Genomic DNA, 21757 nt, shown 5'->3' on the forward strand with positions numbered 1-21757 from the left:
GTCAGGCGTTCCAGATCTTCTCGGCGTCGCGCTGCCAGTCGGTGAGGATGCTGCCGATCGACTTGGGCTTGGCCAGGAACTTGGTCAGTGCGGTGTCCGCGGTGGGCTGGAGGGCGTCGCTGGAGTCGCGGTTGAAGAACTGCGTGATCTCGGCGGCGGCCGCGATGTGTTTGCGGCCCTTCGTCACGAGCGCGGTGCCGGCGTCCTTGGCGTCGGGGTTGCACGGCAGGACGGTTCCGGACGAGCCCTTGATGTAGATCTCCTGCGCCTCGGCGGTGGCCAGGTAGCGCATGAGGTCGAAGACGTGGTCGCGGCGGCCGGTGCGGGCGCTGGCGAAGTAGCCGTCCGTGGGCGCCTCTTCGGCCAGCGGCACCTTCGCGTCGATCACGGGGAAGCGGAAGAAGTCGATGTCGTCGAGGGCGTCCTTCGGAGCCGCGTCGGCGAAGAAGGTGCCGATGAGCATCATGCCGCTGCGGCCGTTGAGCAGGGCGGTGGTGGCGTCCTGGAAGGGGACGGCGGCGCCGTTCGGGTCGAAGTACGGCAGTACTTCCTGCCAGCGGTCGAAGACCTTGCGTACCTCGGGGTCGTCGAACCGGTGCTTCCCGGCGAGGAGTTCACGGTGGTACTGGGCCCCGTTGATGCGGATGTCGAGGTAGTCGAACCAGGCCGACGCCACCCATGCCGTGTTGCCGCCCGCACCGAGTCCGATCGGGGCGACGCCCTTGCTCTTGATCTTGTCGCACAGGTCGAGGAAGTCGTCCCAGCTCTTCGGCTCGCTCACGCCCCACTTGGCGAAGTTGGACTTCCGGTAGAACATGCCCCACCAGTAGTAGGTGGTGGGGACGAAGACCTTCTTGCCGGAGCTCGCCGTACACAGCGAGTTCAGTGCCTTGGAGTAGCGCTTGAGGTCGGGTGACGAGGTCCACACCTCGTCGAGGTCGAGCAGCAGCTTCTTCTTCGCGTAGGCGTCCGCCACCGAGCCGGGGTACCAGGTGTACACATCCGGCGGGTTGGCCGAGGTCAGGTACGTCGGCAGCTGGGTGCGGAAGGTCTCCGACGCGACCGTGTTCAGGCTCGCGCTCCCGGAACCCTTCTTGCCGTAGGCCGCGACGATGTCCTCCATCGCGGCCTTGGCCTGCGGAGCGGAGAGGTTGGACTGGAGGGTCACCGCGCCCTTCGAGGAGCTCTTGGCGGAGGAGGTGGAGGTGACGCAGCCGCCGAGCAGTGCCGTCGTCCCGGCGGCGCCGAGTCCGGCGAGGAACCGGCGTCGGCCGGTCTGTTGGTTCGTCATGGATGACTCCCTGCGGATCCCGCGCGGGCGGGGCGGGCCGTTCTGGCGGCCGGTCCCCGCTCGCGCTGACCCAGATTCGCGTGGCGCTCGGGCCACGTCAAGAATAATTACTAATTTATTTGAACTGGGTCCGGTGAACGTAGCCGTCGACTCCGCGGAACACCGCGTCGACCGTTCCGCCCGGCCCGGCCACCGCTCCGAGCGCACCGTCGAAGGCCGCGCTGGGGAACTCCTGCCGCTTGGTCCAGCCCTGCCAGGCACCGTTCTCGTACCGCTGCTGCCAGAGCGTGTAGTCGGCGGCCCGCGCGTAGAGCACCACGGCGTCTGCGACCGCTACCAATGTCGGGCTGCCGCTGACGGTCCCGCCGATCGACGCCCACTGCGACCACTCCCCCGACGCCTCCCGGGTTCGCGTCCACACATCGTCCGCCGCGGTGCGCACGGCCACATGCACCCGCCCCTGGGCGTCGACAGCGGCGGACGGCCGCCCGTACACGCGCCGGCCATCAGGTGCGCCGAGCGAGGACCAGCCGGACGAGGGGCCGCGCTGCACGACCTGACCGTCGGAGCCCGTGGCGAACAGTGCCCAGTGCGCGGGGTCGGTGAACGCCACCGACGGCGCGTCGGCCACCCGACCGCCCAGGCTTTGCCACGCGCCCCAGCGGCCGTCGGTGAAGACGCGCCGGTACACCTGGGAGTCCGCGCCGCGCACGAAGACATCGATCCGACCGCCGGCCGAGGCGTACGCGGCGGGCTGGCCAAGAATCGTGCCCTTCGTGGGACCGCCGAGATCCCGGAGCCGGGCCCCGCCGCTGCCGTCGGCGGAGGCCGTGTGCTGCAGGAGGGAGCCGTGCGGTCCGCGCAGGAATGTCGTGAGCGTGTCTCCGTCGCGCACCACTGCCGGGCTCGCCGTGGCTCTCTGCCCCAGGCTGGTTCCGGGCAGGGCGTCGGGGCCGGACAGCTTCAGGAACGCGGCGCCGTGCGCGGGAACCTGGACCGTGTAGGCGTCGGTGTGGACACCCCGGTCCGCCCGGGCCCGCAGGTCACGGACCCGCACCGGGCCGCCGAGCCCGACGTCGGAGAACCGGACAGTGCGCTCGGCCGGCTGGTCGGAGCGGTTGAGCAGCACCACCGCGCGCCGGCCGTCACCTGTGAGGACCTTGCTGTAGACGTCGCCGACGGAGTCACTGGCCACCCGTACGCCCTGGACGGCGAGGGGGTCCTGGTCGACGGCGATGATCTCCGGGTTGCTCAGCGTCTCGATCATCGACTCCGACAGGGTGCGCGGGTCGGATCCCAGGACGAGCGGCGAACCCATCTCGGCCCACATCACGAGCTGTGTGGTGGACTCCTCCTGCGTCAACTCCAGGGAACCGTCGGCCATGCGCCGCATGGGGATGAGGTAGTCCGGGTCGTTGTAGTGGCCGGGGCCCTGCGCCTCGGGGTGCCAGGCGTTCGCGTCCATGTTGCGCAGCACATTGGGCCACTGCCCGGGGCTCGCGCTGCCCCAGGCGATGTCCGTTCCGGTGCGCCAGGAATCGGCGGTCGTCGGACCGTAGACATACGAGTTGTGCGCGTCCTGCTCGGGTGTGTGCGGCAGGCCCCAGTCGTCGGTGAGCGGGTTGCACAGATTCAGCAGCATCTTCCGGCCGGACTTGGCCACCGCGTCGCTGAACTCCTTGAACGCCGGGCCCGGATCCAGCTTGGCGCCGATCCCGCACAGGAAGTCGACCTTGATCGCGTCGATCTTCCAGCCGGCGAACTGCCGCGCGTCCTCCTCGTAGTGGCCCCTGCTGCCGAGTCCGCAGCTCTTGCCACCGTCGTAGGCGCCGGCGTCGGTGTAGATGCCCGCCTTCAGGCCGCGCTTGTGAAGGTAGGAGACCAGCGCCGGGATGCCGGAGGGGAAGCGGTCCGGATGGGCGACCAACCGCCCTTCCGCGTCACGTGGGTTGTCGGCCTGCCAGCCGCCGTCGAGCCACACGATGTTGTAACCGCTGTCCCGCAGACCACTGCTGACCAGCTTGTCCGCGACGCTGCGCACTTGGTCTTCGGTGGGTGCGCCCAGTCCGTAATACGTGTTCCAGCCCATGTACGGCGTCGGTGCGAGACCGCTGTCGTAGTACGCGGGCGCGCCCTGGTCGACGGCCGGCTGTGCCGTGGCCAGCGGGGCCGCGGTCACCGCCAGGACCGTCGTGATCGCGGCCGTTGTGGCACTGCGTTTCAGTCGCAACGCCGCGGGTGAATGGGTCTGCGGGTGTGAAGTCACTTGCCTCTCCCGAGGTTGGGAAGCATGAGGACGTGACGCGAGCCGCACTGCGACAGGGGGCCGTCGACGCCACGGCGGAAACTGTGGCGCGCGGCCGAAACCCTGTCAATATTAATTCCTAATTTAATAGAAAGACGTGCTGTGGCGCTGCGCAGGATGCGTCCGTGCCCCTCGCCGGCAGGGGGTCGGCACCAGGCCTCGTGCGACAAACTCCGCACCAGGGGTTGACACCACTCCCCTCGCGTCCCAACCTTTGGCAACGTTGTCAGTCCGGGTATCACCCGCGCCGTGTCGTATCCGGCCCGCGCCGCTGTCTTTTGATTGGGACACACACTCATGACAGATCAGCCGAGTTCGCCACGCTTGTCCAGACGCTCCCTCGTCACCACCGGCTCCACCCTGCTGGCGGGGTTCGGTCTTGGTTCCCTGCTGCCCGCGTCGGCCGCTGCCGCCGCCGGCGTCGACACGTCGGCCGTGCCTTCCTCGCCGGGTGACCTCGCGCTCCACCGCCCCGTGGCCGTCTCTTCGACGGCCTACGCGCCCACCCCGGGTTCGTTCGTGGTGGACCGGCTCGCATCGCCGGGAGTGCGGGGCAGTGGATGGCGCGCGGCAGCGGGCGACCCGCAGTGGATCTCGATCGATCTGCAGGCCGACTGCGACGTCACGTCGATCCGTCTCACGTTCGAAGCCGATGCGAGCGACCCGGTGTTCACGCCTCCCACCTCGGGCAATCCGGCCTCCGGCACCACCGGCAAGGAGATCCAGTCGAGCTACTCGGTCGAGTACGTGGTCGAGACGTCGACCGATCACACGTCCTGGACCAGCGTGTACCGCACCACGTCGGGCACGGGCGGAGTGGTGAACATCCAGCCTCCTCGCCCGGTCACCGCACGCTGGGTGCGGATGACCTCGCGCAGGCGCTCCAACCCCAATCCACTCGGTCTGAACGGCTTCGAGGTCTACGGCACCGCCAAGGGACATCGCCCGTCGGCCACGGGCTGGACGGACTGGGGCACTCACTCCGGGCCCGCGCCCGAGCTGGTGGTGGCCGAGGACGGCACGGTGCCGGTGGAGTCCGGCTGGCGGCTGACGCTCGACGACTGGGCCGGCGCCGACGGCACGAAGCTGTCGAAAGCCTCCGTCGACACCAGCGGTTGGCTGCCTGCCACCGTTCCCGGTACGGTGCTGGCCTCCCTCGTGGACCAGGGCAAGCTGCCCGATCCCGTCCTCGGACTGAACAACCTCCATGTGCCCGAGGCCCTGTCGCGGCACTCGTGGTGGTACAAGCGGGACTTCGAGCTGCCGCACGGTCTGCGCACCGGGGCCGGGCGCCGGACATGGCTGGAGTTCGACGGCATCAACCACACGGCTGACATCTGGCTCAACGGTCGGCACGTGGGCGGCCTGACGTATCCCTTCGCCCGCTCGGCCCACGACGTGACCGAGCTGCTGGCGACGGACGCGGCGAACGCGCTCGCGGTGAAGATCACGCCGATGCCGGTACCGGGCAGCCCCGGCGACAAGGGCCCCGCCGGTGAGTCCTGGGTGGACGCGGGCGCCAACCAGATGAATCTCAACTCGCCCACCTACCTGGCTTCCTCGGGCTGGGACTGGATGCCGGCGGTACGCGACCGGGCCGCCGGCATCTGGAACCACGTCCGGCTGAGGAACACGGGCCACGTCGTGATCGGTGATCCGCGCGTCGACACCGTCCTGCCGGACCTGCCCCAGGTGTCGCTCGCCGAGCTGACCGTCGTCGTCCCGGTCCGCAACGCCGACACCGCCGACCACAGGACGACGATCTCCGCGGCCTTCGACGACGTGCGGGTCAGCAAGGTCGTCACCGTGCCTGCCGGCGAGAGCGTGGACGTCACGTTCACCCCCGACGTCTTCTGGCAACTGCGGCTGCGCGACCCCGAGTTGTGGTGGCCCAACGGGCTGGGTGACCCGGCCCTTCATGAGCTCACCCTGGTCGCGTCGCTAGACGGCTCCGAGAGCGATCGCCGCACCACCCGGTTCGGCATCCGTCAGTTCGGCTACGAGTACAAGGTGCCGCTGCCGTTCGCCGCCACCGGTGACGCCTACACCCAGTCGGTGACCTTCGACCGGCGACAGGCCCGATACGTACGCGTCAAGTGCCTCACCAGGGCCTCCAGTTGGGGCAACTCCCTGTGGACTCTGTCCGTACGCGACAGCGCCCGGCCCTCCGTCGACCTCGCCCTGCACGCGCACGCCGACGCTTCGAGCACGGACGCGGATGACCACGCCGCGGCCAACGCGACCGACGGCGATCCCGGCACCCGCTGGTCCTCAGCATTCGAGGACGACCAGTGGATCCGGATCGACCTGGGATCCCCGCAGTCCTTCGACGGGGTCGACCTGGTCTGGGAACAGGCGTACGCCAAGACCTTCGTGGTGCAGGTCTCCACCGACAACGCCACCTGGGCCGATGCCGCGTCGGTGGACAACAGCGCGGTACCGCTGCCCTTCAACAACGGCAACGCCAGCCTCCAGGTCGAGGACTTCGCTCCCCGCACCGCCCGCTACGTCCGCATCGCCTGCGGGGTGCGCAACACCAGCTGGGGCAACTCCCTGTGGTCCCTCGGCGTCCTCGACAGCGCCGCCCCCGGAACCGACCTCGCCCTGCGTCAGAGGACGACCGCCTCCACCGAGGAGCCCGACCACCCGGCCGCCCACGCCACCGACGGCGACCCGGGAACCCGCTGGTCCTCACAGTACGAGGATCACCAGTGGATCCAGGTCGACCTGGGAGCCTCGAAGAGGTTCGACCGGGTCGCCGTCCTGTGGGAGTCGGCCTACCCCAAGACCTACGTGATCCAGGTGTCGGACGACGCGAACACCTGGGCCGACGTGAAGTCGGTGTCCAACACCCCTGACCCACTGAAGATCAGCGTGAACGGGGTGCGGGTCCTCGCCCGCGGTGGCAACTGGGGCTGGGACGAGTTGCTGCGCCGGATGCCGCCGGAGCGGATGGACGCGGCCGTACGGATGCACCGCGACATGAACTTCACCATGATCCGCAACTGGGTGGGCACATGCGACCGGGAGGAGTTCTTCGCCGCCTGCGACGAGCACGGAATCCTGGTGTGGAACGACTTCCCCAACGCGTGGGGCATGGACCCGCCGGACCACGACGCCTTCCTCTCGATCGCGCGGGACACCGTCCTGCGCCACCGCATCCACCCCAGCGTGGTCATCTGGTGCGGGGCCAACGAGGGCAACCCGCCGGCCGCCGTCGACCAGGGCATGCGCGAAGCCGTCGAACAGCAGGTCCCCGGCATCCTCTACCAGAACAACTCGGCCGGCGGCATCATCACCGGCGGCGGACCGTACGGCTGGGTCGAGCCGGAGAAGTACTTCGACCCGTCCACCTACGGCAGCAAGGACTTCGGCTTCCACACGGAGATCGGCATGCCCGTCGTCTCCACCGCCGCCAGCATGCGGAACATGACGGGCGACGAGCCCGAGTGGCCCATACGCGGCGCCTGGTACTACCACGACTGGAGCGAGCGCGGAAATCAGGCACCGCAGACATACAAGGCGGCCGTCGAAGCCCGCCTCGGCGAGGCCGGAGACCTTGACGACTTCGCCCGCAAGGCCCAGTTCGTCAACTACGAGAACACGCGCGCCATGTTCGAGGCATGGAACGCGAACCTGTGGGACAACGCCAGCGGTCTCATGCTCTGGATGTCCCACCCGGCGTGGCACAGCACCGTCTGGCAGACCTACGACTACGACTTCGACGTGAACGGCACCTACTACGGCGCCCGCACCGCCTGCGAGCCCCTGCACGTTCAGGCCGCCCCCGACGGACAGGTCCTCGCGGTCAATCACACACGGACCGGCCTGAAGAACGCCATCGCCTCCGCACGGCTGCTCGACCTGTCGGGTCGGCAACTCGCCAAGAGCAAGAGCGCCCGACTGGACGTGGCGCCGGCCACCACCGCCAAGGCGTTCACCGCCGCCTGGACCGACGACCTGCCCGACCTGCACCTCCTGCGCCTGACGCTGGAGAACAGCGACGGCCGCGTCCTGTCACGCAACACCTACTGGCGCTACCGCACACCGGCCGCCATGCGGGCGTTGACCAAGGCACCGCGGACGAAGGTCTCCGCAACGGCTACGCGCCTGTCCCGTTCCGGGACCCGTCAAGAACTGACCGCCACCATCCGCAACCACGGTCCGGCCGTCGCCGCCATGACCCGGCTCTCCCTGATGGACGCCACGACCGGCCACCGTGTGCTGCCCACGCTGTACAGCCACAACTACCTGTGGCTGCTGCCCGGCGAGTCACAGACCGTCACCTTGTCCTGGCCGGTCAGGGCCCTGAGGGCACACCAACCGCTCCTGAAAGTGGAGGCATACAACAGCAGCTCCTCGACGGCGCGCCCCTAGGGCCCTCCCCGGGGCGGTGGGACCGGACATCGGCGGACAGGTCATCGTGGACCGGCTCAGGCCAGTGCCTCCGCCTGCGGGGCGCCCCGGCCATCGAGGATCGTTTCGCGGAATGCGGCCACCACGGGCCGCAGATCGACCCGGTGCCAGGCCGCCCACAGCTGAACTGACCTGTCGTACCAGGGCAGTTCGCGTACGGCGACGCCGTCGCCGGTGCCGCGCACCATGCTCTTCTGGATGAGCGCGAGGCCGAGACCGGAGGCGACCAGGCCCAGCGCGGTGAGGGGGTCGGCCGCCTCGAGTCGGATGTCCGGCGTGAAGCCGGAGGCGACGCACGACGCGACGAACCTGTCGCGCCACGCCGGGTCCTGGGCGTCGCGAACCGCGATCCAGGGCTCTGAGTCCAGAGCGTCGGGTGTCAACTCCGCCCGCTGGGCGAGAGGATTTTTCTCGGGCAGCACGAGCAGCAGCGGATCCTTCAGCAACGGGGCCGCGTCCAGGTCCGGATCATCCTCGGGCGGCGGTGTGCGCACCAGCGCGATGTCCAGGCTGCGCTGACGCAGGCCCTCGAACTGCTCGGCCGGGCCCTGGTCGTACAGAGCGACGTGGATGCCCGGGCGCTGCTCACGTAGTGTGCGCAGGGCGGTGGGGAGGGTGCCGGTGTGCATGGCGTCGGCGACGTAGCCGATGCACAGGCCGCCCTCCTCTCCTCGGCCGAGCCGTCGGCCGAGGTTCTCCAGCCGGCTGGCGTGGCGCAGCAGGGCACGTGCCTCGGTCAGGAAGATCTGGCCGTCGGAGGTCAGCCGGATGCGTTGCCGGCCGCGTTCGAAGAGGGTGAGTCCCAGACTTTTCTCGAGCTGGCTGATCTGCCGGCTGAGGGGGGACTGCGAGATGTGCAGCCGCTCGGCTGCGCGGCCGACGTGTTCGGCCTCGGCGACGGCGACGAAGTAGCGGAGTTGACGCAGGTCAAGCATGTGGGACCTCGGAGGACTCAAGTGTGGCCGAGTAAGTCTTGGACAGTCTCGTATAGGGATCCTAGCCTCGAACACGCAATGCAGACGGATCGCATGTTCCAAGGCGTATCCGTCCGAATCACCACTGTGAGGGATCCCCCATGACCATCAAGCCCCTCCTGCCCGGCAAGCTCGGTTTCGGTACCGCGCCGCTCGGCAACATGTTCCGTGCCATCCCCGACGAGGAGGCAGCCGCCACCGTCGAGGCCGCCTGGGACCAGGGCATCCGCTACTTCGACACCGCACCCTTCTACGGCTCGGGACTCTCCGAGATCCGGCTCGGCGAGGTCCTGGCACAGCACCCGCGCGACGAGTTCGTCCTCAGCTCGAAGGTCGGCCGCGTCATCTTCGACGAGATCGAGGACCCCGCCGCCCGTGACCTCGGCGAGAAGGGCGGTCTCTTCGAACACGGCCGCCCGAACAAGATGGTCAACGACTACACCGCAGATGCCACCCTGCGTTCCATCGAGGACAGCCTCAAGCGCCTGCAGACCGACCGCCTCGACATCGTGTGGGTGCACGACGTCGCGCAGGACTTCTACGGGGACGAGTGGCTGTCCGTGTACGAGAGCGCCCGCACCGGCGCCTTCCGTGTCCTGCAGAAGCTGCGTGAGGAGGGGGTCATCAAGGCATGGGGTCTGGGTGTCAACCGTGTGGAACCCCTGGAGCTCACCCTGGACCTGGATGAGCCGAAGCCCGACGCCTTCCTCCTCGCAGGCCGCTACACCCTGCTCGACCACGATCGTGCCCTTGAGCGCCTGCTGCCGGCCGCCGCGGCCCAGGACGTCGACATCGTGGTGGGTGGCCCGTACAGCTCGGGCGTCCTGGCCGGAGGTACGCACTTCGAGTACCAGGAGGCGCCCGCGCACATCCTCGACAAGGTGGAGCGGATCAAGGCGCTCACTCAGCGGCACGGAATCGGCATCAAGTCCGCCGCGCTGCAGTTCTCCCTCGCCCATCCGGCGACGGCGGCCGCGATCCCCGGCGCCACCAAGCCGAGTCGCATCGCCGAGGACATCGCGGCTCTCGGCGAGAGCATCCCGGCCGAGTTCTGGGCGGATCTGCGCAAGGAGCAGTTGATAGCGCAGGACGCCCCCGTACCGGCAGCCGCCGCCTGACCGCGGTCGGCCCGCACATTTCCCAGGAGGTCCCCGTGGCCACGACCACCGCGTCCATCGACGTCGACGTTTCACCCGACCGCGTCTGGCAGCTCATCGGCGGCTTCGACTCGCTGCCCGACTGGCTCCCCTACATTCCCGTCAGCGAACTCAGCGAGGGCGGACGCGTGCGTCGCCTCAAGAACGAGGGCGGCGAGGTGATCATCGAGCGTCTCGAAGCCTTCGACAACGAGGCCCGGACGTACAGTTACTCCATTCTCCAGGCCCCGTTCCCCGTCGGCGGCTACCTCTCCACGCTCACGGTGCACTCAACGCCCCGTCCGGGCACGGCCCGTGTGGAATGGTCCGGCTCCTTCACGCCCGACGGCGTCAGCGACGATGACGCCGTCGCCCTGTTCCACGACATCTACACGCAGGGCCTGGCCGCGCTGGACCACACCCTCAGCACTCCCCCGGCCTCGAAGTAAGAGGGCGTTTCGTGGTGATCACCGTCGTTCGGTCCTTGCCGCAGATGGGGTGCCGGTGACCGGCTCACACCTTGTGCATCGCGGCTTGCAGCGCCGCGATGCACCGGTGGGTGTCGGTTTCGGTGGTCTGCCAGTTGCTGAAGGCGGCGCGCAGGGCGGGAACGCCATCGAGGACGGTGGGGGTCAGGAAGACCTCGTCGGCGAGTTGCCCGGTGAGCGCGGCAAGACGTTCGGTGGTGGGGTTGTCGGCGAGGGTGAAGCAGACGACGTTCAGCCGGACCGGTGCCAACAGCCGCAAGCCGGGAGTGCTGCCGATCGCGTCGCCCAGTGCCCGTGCGCATCGGATGCATCGCTCGGTGATCTCCCGGTGGCCTTCCTGCCCGTAGGCCCGCAGGGTGAACCAGGCGGCGAGGGCGCGCAGGCGGTGGGAGTTCTCCGGGGTGAGGTGGGCCGTGTCGGGGGTCTCTCCGAGGGGGCCCAGGTAGGCTGCCGCGTTCTGGAAGACGCCCGTTTGCAGGTCGGGGCGACGGGTGAACTGCACGGCGCTGTCGTAGGGGACGTTCAGCCACTTGTGCAGGTCGACGCAGATCGAGTCGGCCAGGTCGAGGCCGTCGACCCAGTGTGCCTGATCGGGTGACAGCGCTGCGAAGGCGCCGAAGGCGGCATCCACGTGCAGCCAGAATGAATAGCGTTCACGCAAGGCGGCGATGGCGCGCAAGTCGTCGAAGTCGCCGGTGTTGACGGTACCGGCGTTGGCGACCACGATGCACGGGCCGTCGGCCTCGCCCTCGCGGAGGGCGTGCTCCAGCGCCGACACGTCGACGGCTTCTCGCCCGGGCAGGGTCCGCACGGGAATCAGGGCCTGGCGCCCCAGGCCGAGCATCGACAGCCCCTTGGCCACGCTCGAGTGCGCGGCGCCCGACAGCACTCGTACCGTGCCGAGTGCGCCCGCTCCGGACTCCGCGGGTGAGATGCCCTTCTTCTCTCCGAGCCATTCGCGGGCGATGGCGAGGCCGACGGTGTTGGACATGGTGGCGCCGCTGACGAAGGTTCCGTGATGCTGGTCGGAGAGGCCGAAAAGGGTCCGCAGCCAGGCGATCGTCTCGCGCTCCAGGTGCTGTCCCGTCGCGTCCAGGGACGAGAAGGAGTTCTGGTCCCACGTCGCGGTCAACCAGTCGCCGGCCAGCGCGGCCGGCGTCACCCCGCCGGTGACGAATCCGAGATAGCGCGGTCCGGCGCTCGACGACAGCCCCGGCTCCCAGCGAGCGGCGAACTCCTCCAGCGCTGCCTGCAGCCCTGCCCCCCGCACGGACAGGGGGCCCGGTTCCGGCAACGGCGCCGTGGGGACGACCTCCCGTTCGCAGACCCGGGCGAGCACGTCGGCAGCGTGCTGCTGGACGGCCTCCAACAGGTGTGTCAATTCGCCGCGGTCAGTGGCAAGTTGCGGGTGCATGGCATGTCTCCGTTCGTGTCGTGTGATCACGACCGTACGGAGCCTGCCGGTCCGGCGCCTGGTCCAATCATGGGAAACTGGACCAGTGCGGATACGGGACGACCAGCTGGTGCAGGCTCTGGGGCCCTGGCGGAACACCGAGGCGCCGCTCGGCGCGGCGCTGGCTCGTGCGGTACGGGAGGCGCTGCTCGACGGCCGTATCCGCGCCGGGAGCGAGCTGCCCGCCGAGCGCCGTCTGGCCGCCGCTCTGGGGGTGAGCCGTGGCACGGTGACTGCCGCCCTGGACCGGCTGCGCAACGCCGGATGGGTCCGCACCCGGCACGGCAGCGCCAGCACGGTGCAACTCCCCCCGGCGGCTGCGGAACGGATCGCCCCCTTCTCGGCGACCGGCGAGGCCGGCCCCCTGGTCGACCTGCGCCGGGCCGTTCCTGCCGCGCCGCAGGAGCTCTACCTGGAGGCGACGAGGCGAGCCGTCGCGCGGGCAGGGCCCTTGCTGGCCGAGCACGGCGAACCAGGGCCAGGCATCGCGGAGTTGCGTTCTGCCATCGCCGCCAGGTACAGCCGCGAGGGCACCGCGACACGGCCCGAGCAGATCCTTGTCACCAGCGGAGCCCGGGGCGCACTGACCCTGCTCGCAGCACACTTCCGGCCTCGCGTCGCGGTGGTGGAGATCCCTACGTTCTTCGACGCGCTCCGGGTGCTGCGCGCTCCCGGTACGAGGCTGGTGGGCTGCGGGGTCACCACCGACGGCTGGGACCTGGACCAACTGCGGGACGCGTTCGCCGCCGCGCGCGGCCAACTCGCGTACCTGGTGCCCGACTTCCACAATCCGACGGGAGCGCTGATGCCTCCGCACACCCGCCGGACCGTGACCCGGCTTGCCGCCGAACATCAGGTGACACTTGTCGTGGACGAGACCATGCGCGATCTCGACCTACGCGATCAGCCGGACCCGCCGCCCCGCATGCGCGGCGCGCTGCTGATCGGCTCAACCAGCAAATCCATCTGGGGCGGCCTGCGCATCGGCTGGATCCGGGCCCCTGCCTCGCTCGTCCGCGAACTGCAGGGCCATCCTCTGGCCGGGCCGCTGTCCGCGCCCCCGATGCAGCAGCTCATCGCCGCCGAACTGCTCGCCGACCTGGAACCGGTGCTCGGACGACGCCGACGCGAGTTGCGGCAGCAGCGCGACCACCTCAGCAACCTGCTTGCCGGCGACCGCCGTTGGCACTTCACGCTCCCGTCCGGCGGACTCGCCCTGTGGCTGCGGCTGACCACCGCCCTCGGCGACACCGTCGTGGAACGAGCCTGCCGTAACGGGGTCGCACTCGCGGCAGGCCCGCACTTCGCGGCCGACGCCACTCTCATCCACCATCTGCGCGTGCCCTACACCCCACCCCACCACGTACTCGATCAGATCGCCGCTGTCCTCGACGACGCCTGCCGGGACGGAGCACCGTGAAACCTCACGACCCGCTCCCTCCGTACGTACGCAGGCCGCAGGGCACCGCTTGCGGTGGTGACGTCCACTGGTCCCCGCCCCGCCTCAGGATGTCCCCGAGCCGGCCGGATCGGGTGTCCGGCGGAGCCGTCGGGCCATGAGCATGCCGATCAGCGCGAGCGCCGCGGTGAACGTGAAGATGCCGAACAGGGCCGTGTGGATGGTGGCTTCGTAGTGCCGTGCGATGGCGATGGCCACCCCGCCCAGACCGGCGATCAGGCCGGTGGCAAGAGTCTGCGCGAGTTGCAGTGCTCCGCTGACCTCACCCTGCCGCTCGGCGGGGGTCTGCTCCAGGGTGTCGGTGGTGGCGGCGTTGAACGCGACGCCCATGCCGAAGCCACCGACTCCCCAGCCCAGTACGGCGATCCAGCCCGGGACCGATTCGGTGAGGATGGCCAGAGCGATGATCACCACGCCGACCAGCAGCGCGGCGAAGCCGAGCGCGACGCTGCCGGTACGACTGCCCTGCCCCTTGCCGTCCCGTTTCGCCTGCAGCGCGGAACCCAGCACCCAGGTGATCGCGCCCGCGGACAGCCCTAGACCGGCCTCCGCGGAGCTCATGCCGTGCGCCTCCTGGAGGCCGAGTGGCAAGAACGCCTCGCTGCCGAAATAGACGCCGCAGAGGACGCCGCGGATGACGACGCCGGCGCCGAGGCCGGCGCGCGCGGTCAGGGTGCCTTCCGGGGTCACCCGGCGCAGGGCCGGCAGCGCGATGGCCACGCCGGCCAGGGCGAGCGGGACGAGCAGGGCGAGGTTCTCCAGCAACAGCGCCTGGAGCAGCAGGGCGGTGCCCGCGGTGAGGAGGACGGCGCTGGCCGGCGGCCCCTTCCACCAGGGCGGCGCGGGGGCGGCGGCCGGGCCGACCCCGGTGTTTTCAGGGCGGTTCAACCTGTGCAGGACAGGAATGGTCAGGAGCGCGGCGATGGCGATGAGCGGCAGTATGAGCAGGAAGACCGCACGCCAACTGGTGTGGCCGGCGAGAGTGCCGGCGATGACCGGGCCGATGAGTGACGGGAGGGTCCACGCGGAGGAGAGCAGCGCGAACATACGGGCCCGAAGATGCTGGGGATATGCCAGCCCGATCACCGTATACGCCATAGCCATGACAGCGCCGACGCCAAGTCCCTGTGCGCATCGGCCCAGGAGGAACAGCGGCCAGGACGTGGCCGCACCTGCCACCGCGCAGCCCACGGCGAAGACGAGCATGCCGATCGCCGCGGCCCGCCAGGGACCGCTCCGGTCGGCGGAGCGGCCCGCGAGAACGGTGCCGACGATGTTGGCGAGCATCAGCGCGGACAGCCCCCAGCCGTAGGCGCCGAGGCCGTCCAGCTTCCGGGCGATGTCGGGCAGCACGGTGGCCACGCCGAGCGACTCGAACGCGACCATGCTGACCGACAGGATCACGCCGAGCGTGAGCGCACGGTACCGACCGCCGAACACGCTCTCCGCAGGCTCCGGTTCCGCGCCGCCCGGCGGCGCGAGGGGCTTGCGGAGGCCTTCTGACGTCTCGTCGGCTCGCTGCGACATGCATGAACTCCTTGCGCGAGATTTACGTTCCGTTGCGGAACGGAACTGAATGGTACCTATACTGGCGCCATGGTGAACACCCCAGGCGACGCGGCCGCCGCTACGCGATCCGCCACCAAACGCTCCGGAAGGCCGCGTGACGCACGCATCGACGCGGCCGTGCCCGCGGCGGTGATGGAGATCCTCGGCGAGGTGGGCTACGCGAATCTGACGTTGGAAGCGGTCGCAGCCCGCGCCGGTACGAGCAAACCCACCCTGCGCCGCCGCTGGCGGTCCCGGCAGCACCTCGTCGTGGACGCTCTCGCCTCGCTCGTGGGCGTCGAGCCCACCCCGGACACCGGCTGTACGCACTGCGACCTCATCTCCGGGATCGGCGGCCTGGGGCAGGCGGTCACCAGCACCATCATGGGGCGGCGCGTACTACCGGCCCTGGTCGCGGACCTCGCCGGCGACCCGGAGCTGGAATCGGCCTTCCTCGAGAGGTTCTTCCACCCCCGCCGGGCGTCGACGGCCGAGGCCCTGCGGCGTGGGATCCGCAGGGGAGACATCCGCGCGGACGCCGATATAGACCTGCTTCTGGACGTGCTGGCCTCGACCACCTACTACCGAGTGCTCTTCGGGCACCTGCCCGTCACGACCGCACTCGCCGAGGACGTGGTCGAAATAGTCCTCGCGGGGGTGGCGACCGACCAGTGGCGCATCCGGCACGGACGCGTAAAGGACTCGTGACGCATCATCAGACCGACGGCTCAGGACTGCCGTAGAAGGCGAGGGGTGTCGGGACTCCCCCTGCCCCACGCCTTCCCACGCGTTCCCACGGGCGCCGGCCTCGTAGCCGGCGCCAACGGAGCTACCGCGTCTGCGGGATTCGGTAGACAGAGACGTGAGAACGCGACTCAGCAGTGAACTCGGTGCCGGCCCAGTCCGCGTGCCTGGCCTCCAGTTCAAATCCAGCCAACTGAGCCATGAGGTCGAGTTCGGCCGGCCAGATGTAGCGGTGGGGGCTGCGGAACAGCTGTGCCTGCTTGGTCTCGTCGAATCGGAAATGATGCGATACGACGTGCTGGCGCAGGATGTCGTAGGTGTCCAGGCCGATATAGCCGGGCTCGGACTGCCAGACGGTGGCGGTCTGGCCCGGGGGGAGCTTACGCAGCTCGGGCACCCAGAGCTCGACCACGAACCGGCCGCCGGGTGCGAGGTGGCGGGCGGCGTTGCGGAAACACTCGACCTGCTCGGCCTGAGCAAGCAGGTTGGAGATCGTGTTGTAGACGAGGTAGACCAGGGCGTGTTCCCCGGCCGCGAAGCTGGTCGTCATGTCACCGATGATCACTGGGATCGTCGACTCGTCCGCCTTGGTGCGCAGTTGCTCCACCATCGGCAGTGACAATTCGATCCCGGTGACCGGGATCCCCCGCTCCGCGAGCGGAATGGCCACCCGACCCGTCCCGATGGCGAACTCGAGCGCTGCCCCCTCTCCTGCTAGCTGCGCAAGGCGTTCCACGGTCGGGCCCAGAACATCCGGTGCGAACATGCCGGATCCGGGTGTGTCATAGCGCTGGGCGGTGTCCGCGTCCCAGATGTCCTCTTGCTCCATGCCACCAACGCTGGCCGCTGGTCCGAGTACTGTCCAGCGAAGATCGCCTCCGAAAGTGGCCTGTAGACGTCGCCCCGGCGAGGTCCGTGACGCAGTTGCCGACAGGCCCGTGGGGGTACGAGATCAAGCCACGGACAGGGTTTCGTGCTATCCCACGACAAGACGTCGCGTGTGCGACGTGAACACACATGGAGTGATCGACTCCGGCCGCCCCGGCGTCGCGTCGTCGCAGAACAGCACGTCGAAGGCGCCTCGCTCACAGACAGACCAACTACCTTGCCTCAACTCTTACTTCACGTCTTGACGAAACTGGTCCGTACCTTTAACTTCACCGGGCGACCCCACCTCATGTGTGCACTCGACCGTTCGCAAGATGAACGTGCCCCCTGAGCGCCTCACCCCCCACGAAAGGCCGCCCCCCGCATGGCCAGACCCAGGCCCCTCTCCGCATCCGCCGCTCTGGCGGTCACCGCTCTCACCCTGTCCACCGGCCTGCTCTCCGCGCCCCCCGCCCAGGCCGCCACCGGCACGATCACCGGTCTCGCGGGCAAGTGTCTCGACATCGCCGGGGCCAACTCCGCGGACGGTACGGCCGTCCAGCTCTACGACTGCAACGGCACCTCCGCCCAGCAGTGGACCGTGGGCACCGACGGCACGATCCGCGCGCTCGGCAAGTGCCTTGACGTCACCGGCAGTTCGACGGCCGACGGCGCCAAGCTCCAGCTGTGGACCTGCTCCGGCGGCGCCAACCAGAAGTGGACCGTGACCGCCGCGAAGGACATCGTCAACCCGCAGGCCGACAAGTGCCTTGACGTCACGGGCAACAGCTCCGCCAACGCCACCCGGATACAGATCTGGAGTTGCAGCGGCGGCGCCAACCAGAAGTGGAACGCGCCCGCCGCGGGCGACACCACGCCCTCCTCGCCGATGGCCGTGGCGCCGTACCTCTACAACGGCTGGGGCAGCCCGCCCAGCCCGACCACGATCACCAACGCCACCGGCGTCAAGTGGTTCACTCTCGCGTTCGTACTCAGCAACGGCTACTGCAACCCGCAGTGGGACGGCAGCCGTTCACTGACCGGGGGTGTGGACCAGCAGACCGTCAACACCGTGCGGGCGAACGGCGGTGACATCATCCCGTCGTTCGGCGGCTACAGCGGCAACAAGCTGGAGAGCTCCTGCTCCAGCGCGGGCGAACTCGCCGCCGCCTACCAGAAGGTCATCAACGCGTACGGACTCAAGGCCATCGACATCGACCTCGAGGCCGATGCCTACAGCAACCCCACCGTCCAGCAGCGCACGGTCGACGCCCTGAAGACCGTCAAGGCCAACAATTCCGGCCTGAAGGTGTACATCACCATCGGCACCGGGCAGAGCGGCCCTGACACCAGTCTGATCAACCGTGCGGCCTCCTCCGGGCTGACCGTCGACGCCTGGGCCATCATGCCCTTCGACTTCGGCGGTGCCGGCCAGAACATGGGCAACCTCACGGTGCAGGCGGCCGAGGGCCTCAAGACGGCGCTGAAGAACGCCTACGGCTACAGCGACGACCAGGCCTACCGGGACATGGGTATCTCGTCCATGAACGGCATCACGGACAACAACGAGACCGTCACGGTGGCCGACTTCCGCACCATCCTCGCCTACGCCCAGCAGCACCACCTCGCGCGGCTGACCTTCTGGTCCGCCAACCGCGACCGCCCCTGCACCGGCGGCGTCGCCGACAGCTGCTCCGGCGTCGGCCAGTCCGACTGGGACTACACACGCGTCTTTGCCGCCTACACCGGCTGAACCCCCCACTTCCGGCCAGGAGAACCCATGCTTTCCCTACCTCGTCGCGGCCGATCCGCCGCGGCCGCACTGGTGGCCGTGACGGCCGCGTCGCTGCTTTCCGGCGCCCCCGCGCAGGCGGCTGCCTCCGCCCTGCCCACCGGCTTCGCCACCGTCATGAACGCCGCGAGCGGCCGATGCCTCGACGCCAAGGCGGCCGCCACCACCAACGGCACCGTCGTGCAGCAGTACACGTGCAACAGCACCACGGCGCAGCAGTGGAGCTTCACCGCCACCAGTGACGGATACGTCCGTATCAACAACGGCATCGACACCAATCAGGTCGTGGACGTCGCCGACGTCTCCACCGCCGACAACGCGTTGGTCCACCTGTGGAGTTATGGCGGCGGGACCAACCAGCAGTGGCTGCCGGTGGACGACGGGGGCGGCGCCTACCACTTCGTCAACCGCAACAGCGGCAAGTGCCTTGACGACCCCAGCGCCTCGACGGCTGACAGCGTGCAGTACGTGCAGTACACCTGCAACGGCTCCGCCGCCCAGCGTTTCCAGGTGGTCCCCGTGACCCAGTCGGGCACCAACCCCGACCTCGGCCCGAACGTCGTCGTCTTCGATCCCTCGATGTCGTCCTCGACGATCCAGAGCAAGCTGACCTCCATCTTCCAGCAGCAGGAGACCAACCAGTTCGGCTCCCAGCGCTACGCCGTCATGTTCAAGCCCGGCGCCTACAGCGCCGACGTCAACGTCGGGTTCTACACCCAGGTGCTGGGCCTCGGCCTGTCGCCCGACGCGGTGACGATCAACGGGGCCGTGCACGCCGAGGCGGACTGGTTCCAGGGCAACGCCACCCAGAACTTCTGGCGCGGCGCCGAGAACCTGTCGGTCAACCCGGCCAGTGGCAGCGACCGTTGGGCGGTCTCGCAGGCGGCGTCGTACCGCCGGATGCATCTGCGCGGCAACCTCGCCCTGGACGACGGCGGCTGGTCCAGCGGCGGCTACCTCGCCGACAGCAAGGTCGACGGGCAGGTCAACTCGGGCAGCCAGCAGCAGTGGGTGACCCGTAACTCCGAGCTGGGCAGTTGGACGGGCTCCAACTGGAACATGGTCTTCACCGGCAGCCAGGGCGCCCCTGCCACCAGCTTCCCGAACCCGCCGTACACGACGGTGGCGCAGAGCCCGGTCACCCGGGAGAAGCCGACCCTGTACGTCGACGGATCCGGCGCCTACCAGGTGTTCGTGCCGTCCCTGCGGTCCAACTCGACGGCGACCAGCTGGGCGAGCGGCACATCCGGCAGCTCGCTGTCGCTGGACACCTTCTACGTCGTCAAGCCGGGCGCCACCGCGTCCCAGATCAACACGGCCCTCGCCGCCGGCAAGAACCTCCTGGTCACTCCGGGTGTCTATCACCTCGACCAGACCCTTCAGGTCACGCGGGCCGACACGGTCGTCCTCGGTCTGGGTCTGGCCACCTTCGTCCCCGACAACGGCATCACCGCGATGAAGGTGGCCGACGTCGACGGCGTGAAGATCGCGGGCCTGCTGTTCGACGCGGGCACCACCAACTCGCCGAGCCTGCTGGAGGTCGGACCGTCGAACGCGTCCGCCACCCACGCGGCCGACCCGACCTCCCTGCACGACGTGTACTTCCGGATCGGCGGCGCGGCCGTCGGCAAGGCGACCACCAGCCTCGTCGTCAACAGCGACAACGTCATCGGCGACCACATGTGGATCTGGCGCGCCGACCACGGCAGCGGCGTCGGCTGGACCAGCAACACCGCGGACACCGGTCTGATCGTCAACGGCGACAACGTCACCATGTACGGCCTGTTCGTCGAGCACTTCCAGAAGTACCAGACCATCTGGAACGGCAACGGCGGCCGCACGTACTTCTACCAGAACGAGATGCCGTACGACCCACCGAACCAGGCCGCCTGGATGAACGGCTCCACCCAGGGCTACGCCGCCTACAAGGTCGCCGACTCCGTCACCAGTCACCAGGCCTACGGCCTCGGCAGTTACTGCTACTTCAACGTCAATCCGAGTGTGACGGCCGCGCACGCCATCGAGGCACCGAACAACAGCGGCGTCCGCTTCACCAGCATGGTGACCGTATCGCTCGGCGGCACCGGCACCATCAGCCACGTCGTCAACAACACCGGCGGCCCGTCCAACTCCAGCACCAACGTGGCCAACCTGACCAGCTACCCGTAGGAGTTGACGTGCGTAACCCACTGTCCCCGGCGAGAAGACCCCGCAGAACGGCGCTCGCCGCCGTCCTCGGCGCGGTGGCTCTCGTCATGGGGGTCCCGGCGCAGGCCCACGCCGACGTGCTGCAGTCGCTGCCCCAGAACGCCGACGGCCTGGAGCAGACCTTCTCCCCCGCCTACGACTACGACGGCGACGGCTGCTACGCCACCGCGGGCATCGGCGTCGACGGCACCATCAATCCAGGCCTGAAGCTGGGCGGCGACGTCAACGGCCACTGTCACGACTACGCCCAACTGGCCGGCGCCAACACGTACTCACGTGAGAAGTGCGACAACGACTGGTGCGCCGTGATGTACGCCAGCTACTTCGAGAAGGACCAGGCGACTCTCGGCCCCCTGGCCATCGGCCACACCCACGACTGGGAACACGTCGTGGTGTGGACCAACAACAACCAGGTGCAGTACGTCTCGGTCTCCCAGCACAGCAGCTACCAGGTGGCCGCCGCCTCGGCCATACGCTTCGACGGCACGCACCCGAAGATCGTCTACCACAAGGACGGCGTCTCGACCCATGACTTCCGCTTCGCCAACTCGGGCGACGAGCCACCGGAGAACGCCACCGGCGGCTGGTTCTTCCCGCGCCTGGTGGGCTGGAACGGTTATCCCGCGGGCTACCGCGACAAGCTCATGAGCGCCGACTTCGGCTCCGCCACCATCAAGATCAAGGACGGCGACTTCGAGTACGCCCTCGCCAACTCCATGCCCGCCGGTATCCCCTTCGACCCGTATGCCTGACGGCGCCTGCCCGATGCGGCGCGTGCGCGGCAGATGATGCGGCTCGGTTTCGACGTGGGTCGCGTCGGTCAGGACGGCCCGGTCGTGACCGACTCGGGTGGCCGAGGCCCACTTCGATCGGCCGATCCAGGGCGGTCGTTTCTCGGGGCATGACTACTGCCGGGGATCGTTGACTGATCCCCGGCAGTGCGGCGAGCCGAATCGCGCTTGTCCTGTCCGTCCTCAGTTCCGAGGCCTGGGCCACCAGCGGCCCGGCCTCGGAGCCAGTGCCGTGGGGGGGGAGGTTTTTGGGCCCCCCCACCAGGTGAAACGAAAGGGTGGGGG

The 21757-nt window shown here is 69.0% G+C and carries 14 protein-coding genes; 8 read left to right on the forward strand and 6 right to left on the reverse strand.

Annotated elements, in window-relative coordinates:
- Position 1: 1 nt before the first annotated feature.
- Together AB0H86_RS08445 and AB0H86_RS08450 are read right to left on the reverse strand one after the other, a co-directional pair.
- Entirely contained in the window at positions 2-1291 is a 1290-nt protein-coding gene (locus AB0H86_RS08445; protein WP_362434555.1) for an extracellular solute-binding protein, read from the reverse strand.
- 115 nt (positions 1292-1406) lie between these two features.
- Entirely contained in the window at positions 1407-3521 is a 2115-nt protein-coding gene (locus AB0H86_RS08450) for a glycoside hydrolase family 27 protein (RefSeq protein ID WP_362435247.1), read from the reverse strand.
- Between the two features lie 372 nt (positions 3522-3893).
- Here AB0H86_RS08450 and AB0H86_RS08455 point away from each other — a divergent pair, with 372 nt between their 5' ends.
- On the forward strand, positions 3894-7973 hold the full coding sequence (locus AB0H86_RS08455) for a discoidin domain-containing protein (RefSeq protein ID WP_362434557.1): 4080 nt from the start codon (positions 3894-3896) through the stop codon (positions 7971-7973).
- Between the two features lie 56 nt (positions 7974-8029).
- On the opposite strand, the gene AB0H86_RS08460 is transcribed toward AB0H86_RS08455, so the two are convergent.
- Positions 8030-8947, reverse strand: coding sequence for a LysR substrate-binding domain-containing protein (locus tag AB0H86_RS08460; protein ID WP_362434559.1), 918 nt, complete (start codon positions 8945-8947; stop codon positions 8030-8032).
- A gap of 140 nt (positions 8948-9087) precedes the next feature.
- Between AB0H86_RS08460 and AB0H86_RS08465 the strand changes: the two genes are divergently transcribed.
- Both AB0H86_RS08465 and AB0H86_RS08470 read left to right on the forward strand, forming a co-directional pair.
- Complete coding sequence (locus AB0H86_RS08465; protein WP_362434561.1) at positions 9088-10104, forward strand: aldo/keto reductase; 1017 nt, start codon at positions 9088-9090, stop codon at positions 10102-10104.
- Between the two features lie 35 nt (positions 10105-10139).
- On the forward strand, positions 10140-10571 hold the full coding sequence (locus AB0H86_RS08470) for an SRPBCC family protein (RefSeq protein ID WP_362434564.1): 432 nt from the start codon (positions 10140-10142) through the stop codon (positions 10569-10571).
- 64 nt (positions 10572-10635) lie between these two features.
- Here the strand turns inward: AB0H86_RS08470 and AB0H86_RS08475 are convergent, their stop codons facing one another.
- Complete coding sequence (locus AB0H86_RS08475; RefSeq protein WP_362434566.1) at positions 10636-12024, reverse strand: pyridoxal-dependent decarboxylase; 1389 nt, start codon at positions 12022-12024, stop codon at positions 10636-10638.
- Positions 12025-12109: 85 nt separating this feature from the next.
- On the opposite strand from AB0H86_RS08475, the gene AB0H86_RS08480 reads away from it, so the two are divergent.
- Complete coding sequence (locus AB0H86_RS08480) at positions 12110-13483, forward strand: PLP-dependent aminotransferase family protein (RefSeq protein WP_362434568.1); 1374 nt, start codon at positions 12110-12112, stop codon at positions 13481-13483.
- 84 nt (positions 13484-13567) lie between these two features.
- Here AB0H86_RS08480 and AB0H86_RS08485 read toward each other — a convergent pair whose 3' ends face one another.
- Positions 13568-15049: an MFS transporter gene (locus AB0H86_RS08485; RefSeq protein WP_362434570.1), complete on the reverse strand. Its 1482-nt coding sequence runs from the start codon at positions 15047-15049 to the stop codon at positions 13568-13570.
- A gap of 69 nt (positions 15050-15118) precedes the next feature.
- Between AB0H86_RS08485 and AB0H86_RS08490 the strand changes: the two genes are divergently transcribed.
- Positions 15119-15778: a TetR/AcrR family transcriptional regulator gene (locus AB0H86_RS08490; protein WP_362434572.1), complete on the forward strand. Its 660-nt coding sequence runs from the start codon at positions 15119-15121 to the stop codon at positions 15776-15778.
- A gap of 121 nt (positions 15779-15899) precedes the next feature.
- Here AB0H86_RS08490 and AB0H86_RS08495 read toward each other — a convergent pair whose 3' ends face one another.
- On the reverse strand, positions 15900-16643 hold the full coding sequence (locus AB0H86_RS08495) for a class I SAM-dependent methyltransferase (protein WP_362434575.1): 744 nt from the start codon (positions 16641-16643) through the stop codon (positions 15900-15902).
- Between the two features lie 423 nt (positions 16644-17066).
- Between AB0H86_RS08495 and AB0H86_RS08500 the strand changes: the two genes are divergently transcribed.
- The 3 genes from AB0H86_RS08500 (at position 17067) to AB0H86_RS08510 (ending at position 21433) form a co-directional block, all read left to right on the forward strand.
- Positions 17067-18434, forward strand: coding sequence for a lectin (locus tag AB0H86_RS08500; protein ID WP_362434577.1), 1368 nt, complete (start codon positions 17067-17069; stop codon positions 18432-18434).
- 27 nt (positions 18435-18461) lie between these two features.
- Positions 18462-20642 carry an RICIN domain-containing protein gene (locus AB0H86_RS08505; protein WP_362434579.1) on the forward strand — a complete coding sequence of 727 codons (2181 nt, stop codon included), beginning with the start codon at positions 18462-18464 and terminating at the stop codon, positions 20640-20642.
- 86 nt (positions 20643-20728) lie between these two features.
- On the forward strand, positions 20729-21433 hold the full coding sequence (locus tag AB0H86_RS08510) for an NPP1 family protein (RefSeq protein WP_362435250.1): 705 nt from the start codon (positions 20729-20731) through the stop codon (positions 21431-21433).
- The last annotated feature ends 324 nt before the right edge of the window (positions 21434-21757 follow it).

The sequence above is a fragment of the Streptomyces sp. NPDC050997 genome (assembly GCF_040660135.1).
GTDB lineage: Bacteria > Actinomycetota > Actinomycetes > Streptomycetales > Streptomycetaceae > Streptomyces.

Coding starts and splice junctions, on each gene's coding strand:
- AB0H86_RS08490 (WP_362434572.1), top strand. CDS start 15,119: ATGGTGAACACCCCAGGCGACGCGGCCGCCGCTACGCGATCCGCCACC.
- AB0H86_RS08485 (WP_362434570.1), bottom strand. CDS start 15,049: ATGTCGCAGCGAGCCGACGAGACGTCAGAAGGCCTCCGCAAGCCCCTC.
- AB0H86_RS08445 (WP_362434555.1), bottom strand. CDS start 1,291: ATGACGAACCAACAGACCGGCCGACGCCGGTTCCTCGCCGGACTCGGC.
- AB0H86_RS08455 (WP_362434557.1), top strand. CDS start 3,894: ATGACAGATCAGCCGAGTTCGCCACGCTTGTCCAGACGCTCCCTCGTC.
- AB0H86_RS08465 (WP_362434561.1), top strand. CDS start 9,088: ATGACCATCAAGCCCCTCCTGCCCGGCAAGCTCGGTTTCGGTACCGCG.
- AB0H86_RS08500 (WP_362434577.1), top strand. CDS start 17,067: ATGGCCAGACCCAGGCCCCTCTCCGCATCCGCCGCTCTGGCGGTCACC.
- AB0H86_RS08475 (WP_362434566.1), bottom strand. CDS start 12,024: ATGCACCCGCAACTTGCCACTGACCGCGGCGAATTGACACACCTGTTG.
- AB0H86_RS08510 (WP_362435250.1), top strand. CDS start 20,729: ATGGGGGTCCCGGCGCAGGCCCACGCCGACGTGCTGCAGTCGCTGCCC.
- AB0H86_RS08495 (WP_362434575.1), bottom strand. CDS start 16,643: ATGGAGCAAGAGGACATCTGGGACGCGGACACCGCCCAGCGCTATGAC.
- AB0H86_RS08460 (WP_362434559.1), bottom strand. CDS start 8,947: ATGCTTGACCTGCGTCAACTCCGCTACTTCGTCGCCGTCGCCGAGGCC.
- AB0H86_RS08505 (WP_362434579.1), top strand. CDS start 18,462: ATGCTTTCCCTACCTCGTCGCGGCCGATCCGCCGCGGCCGCACTGGTG.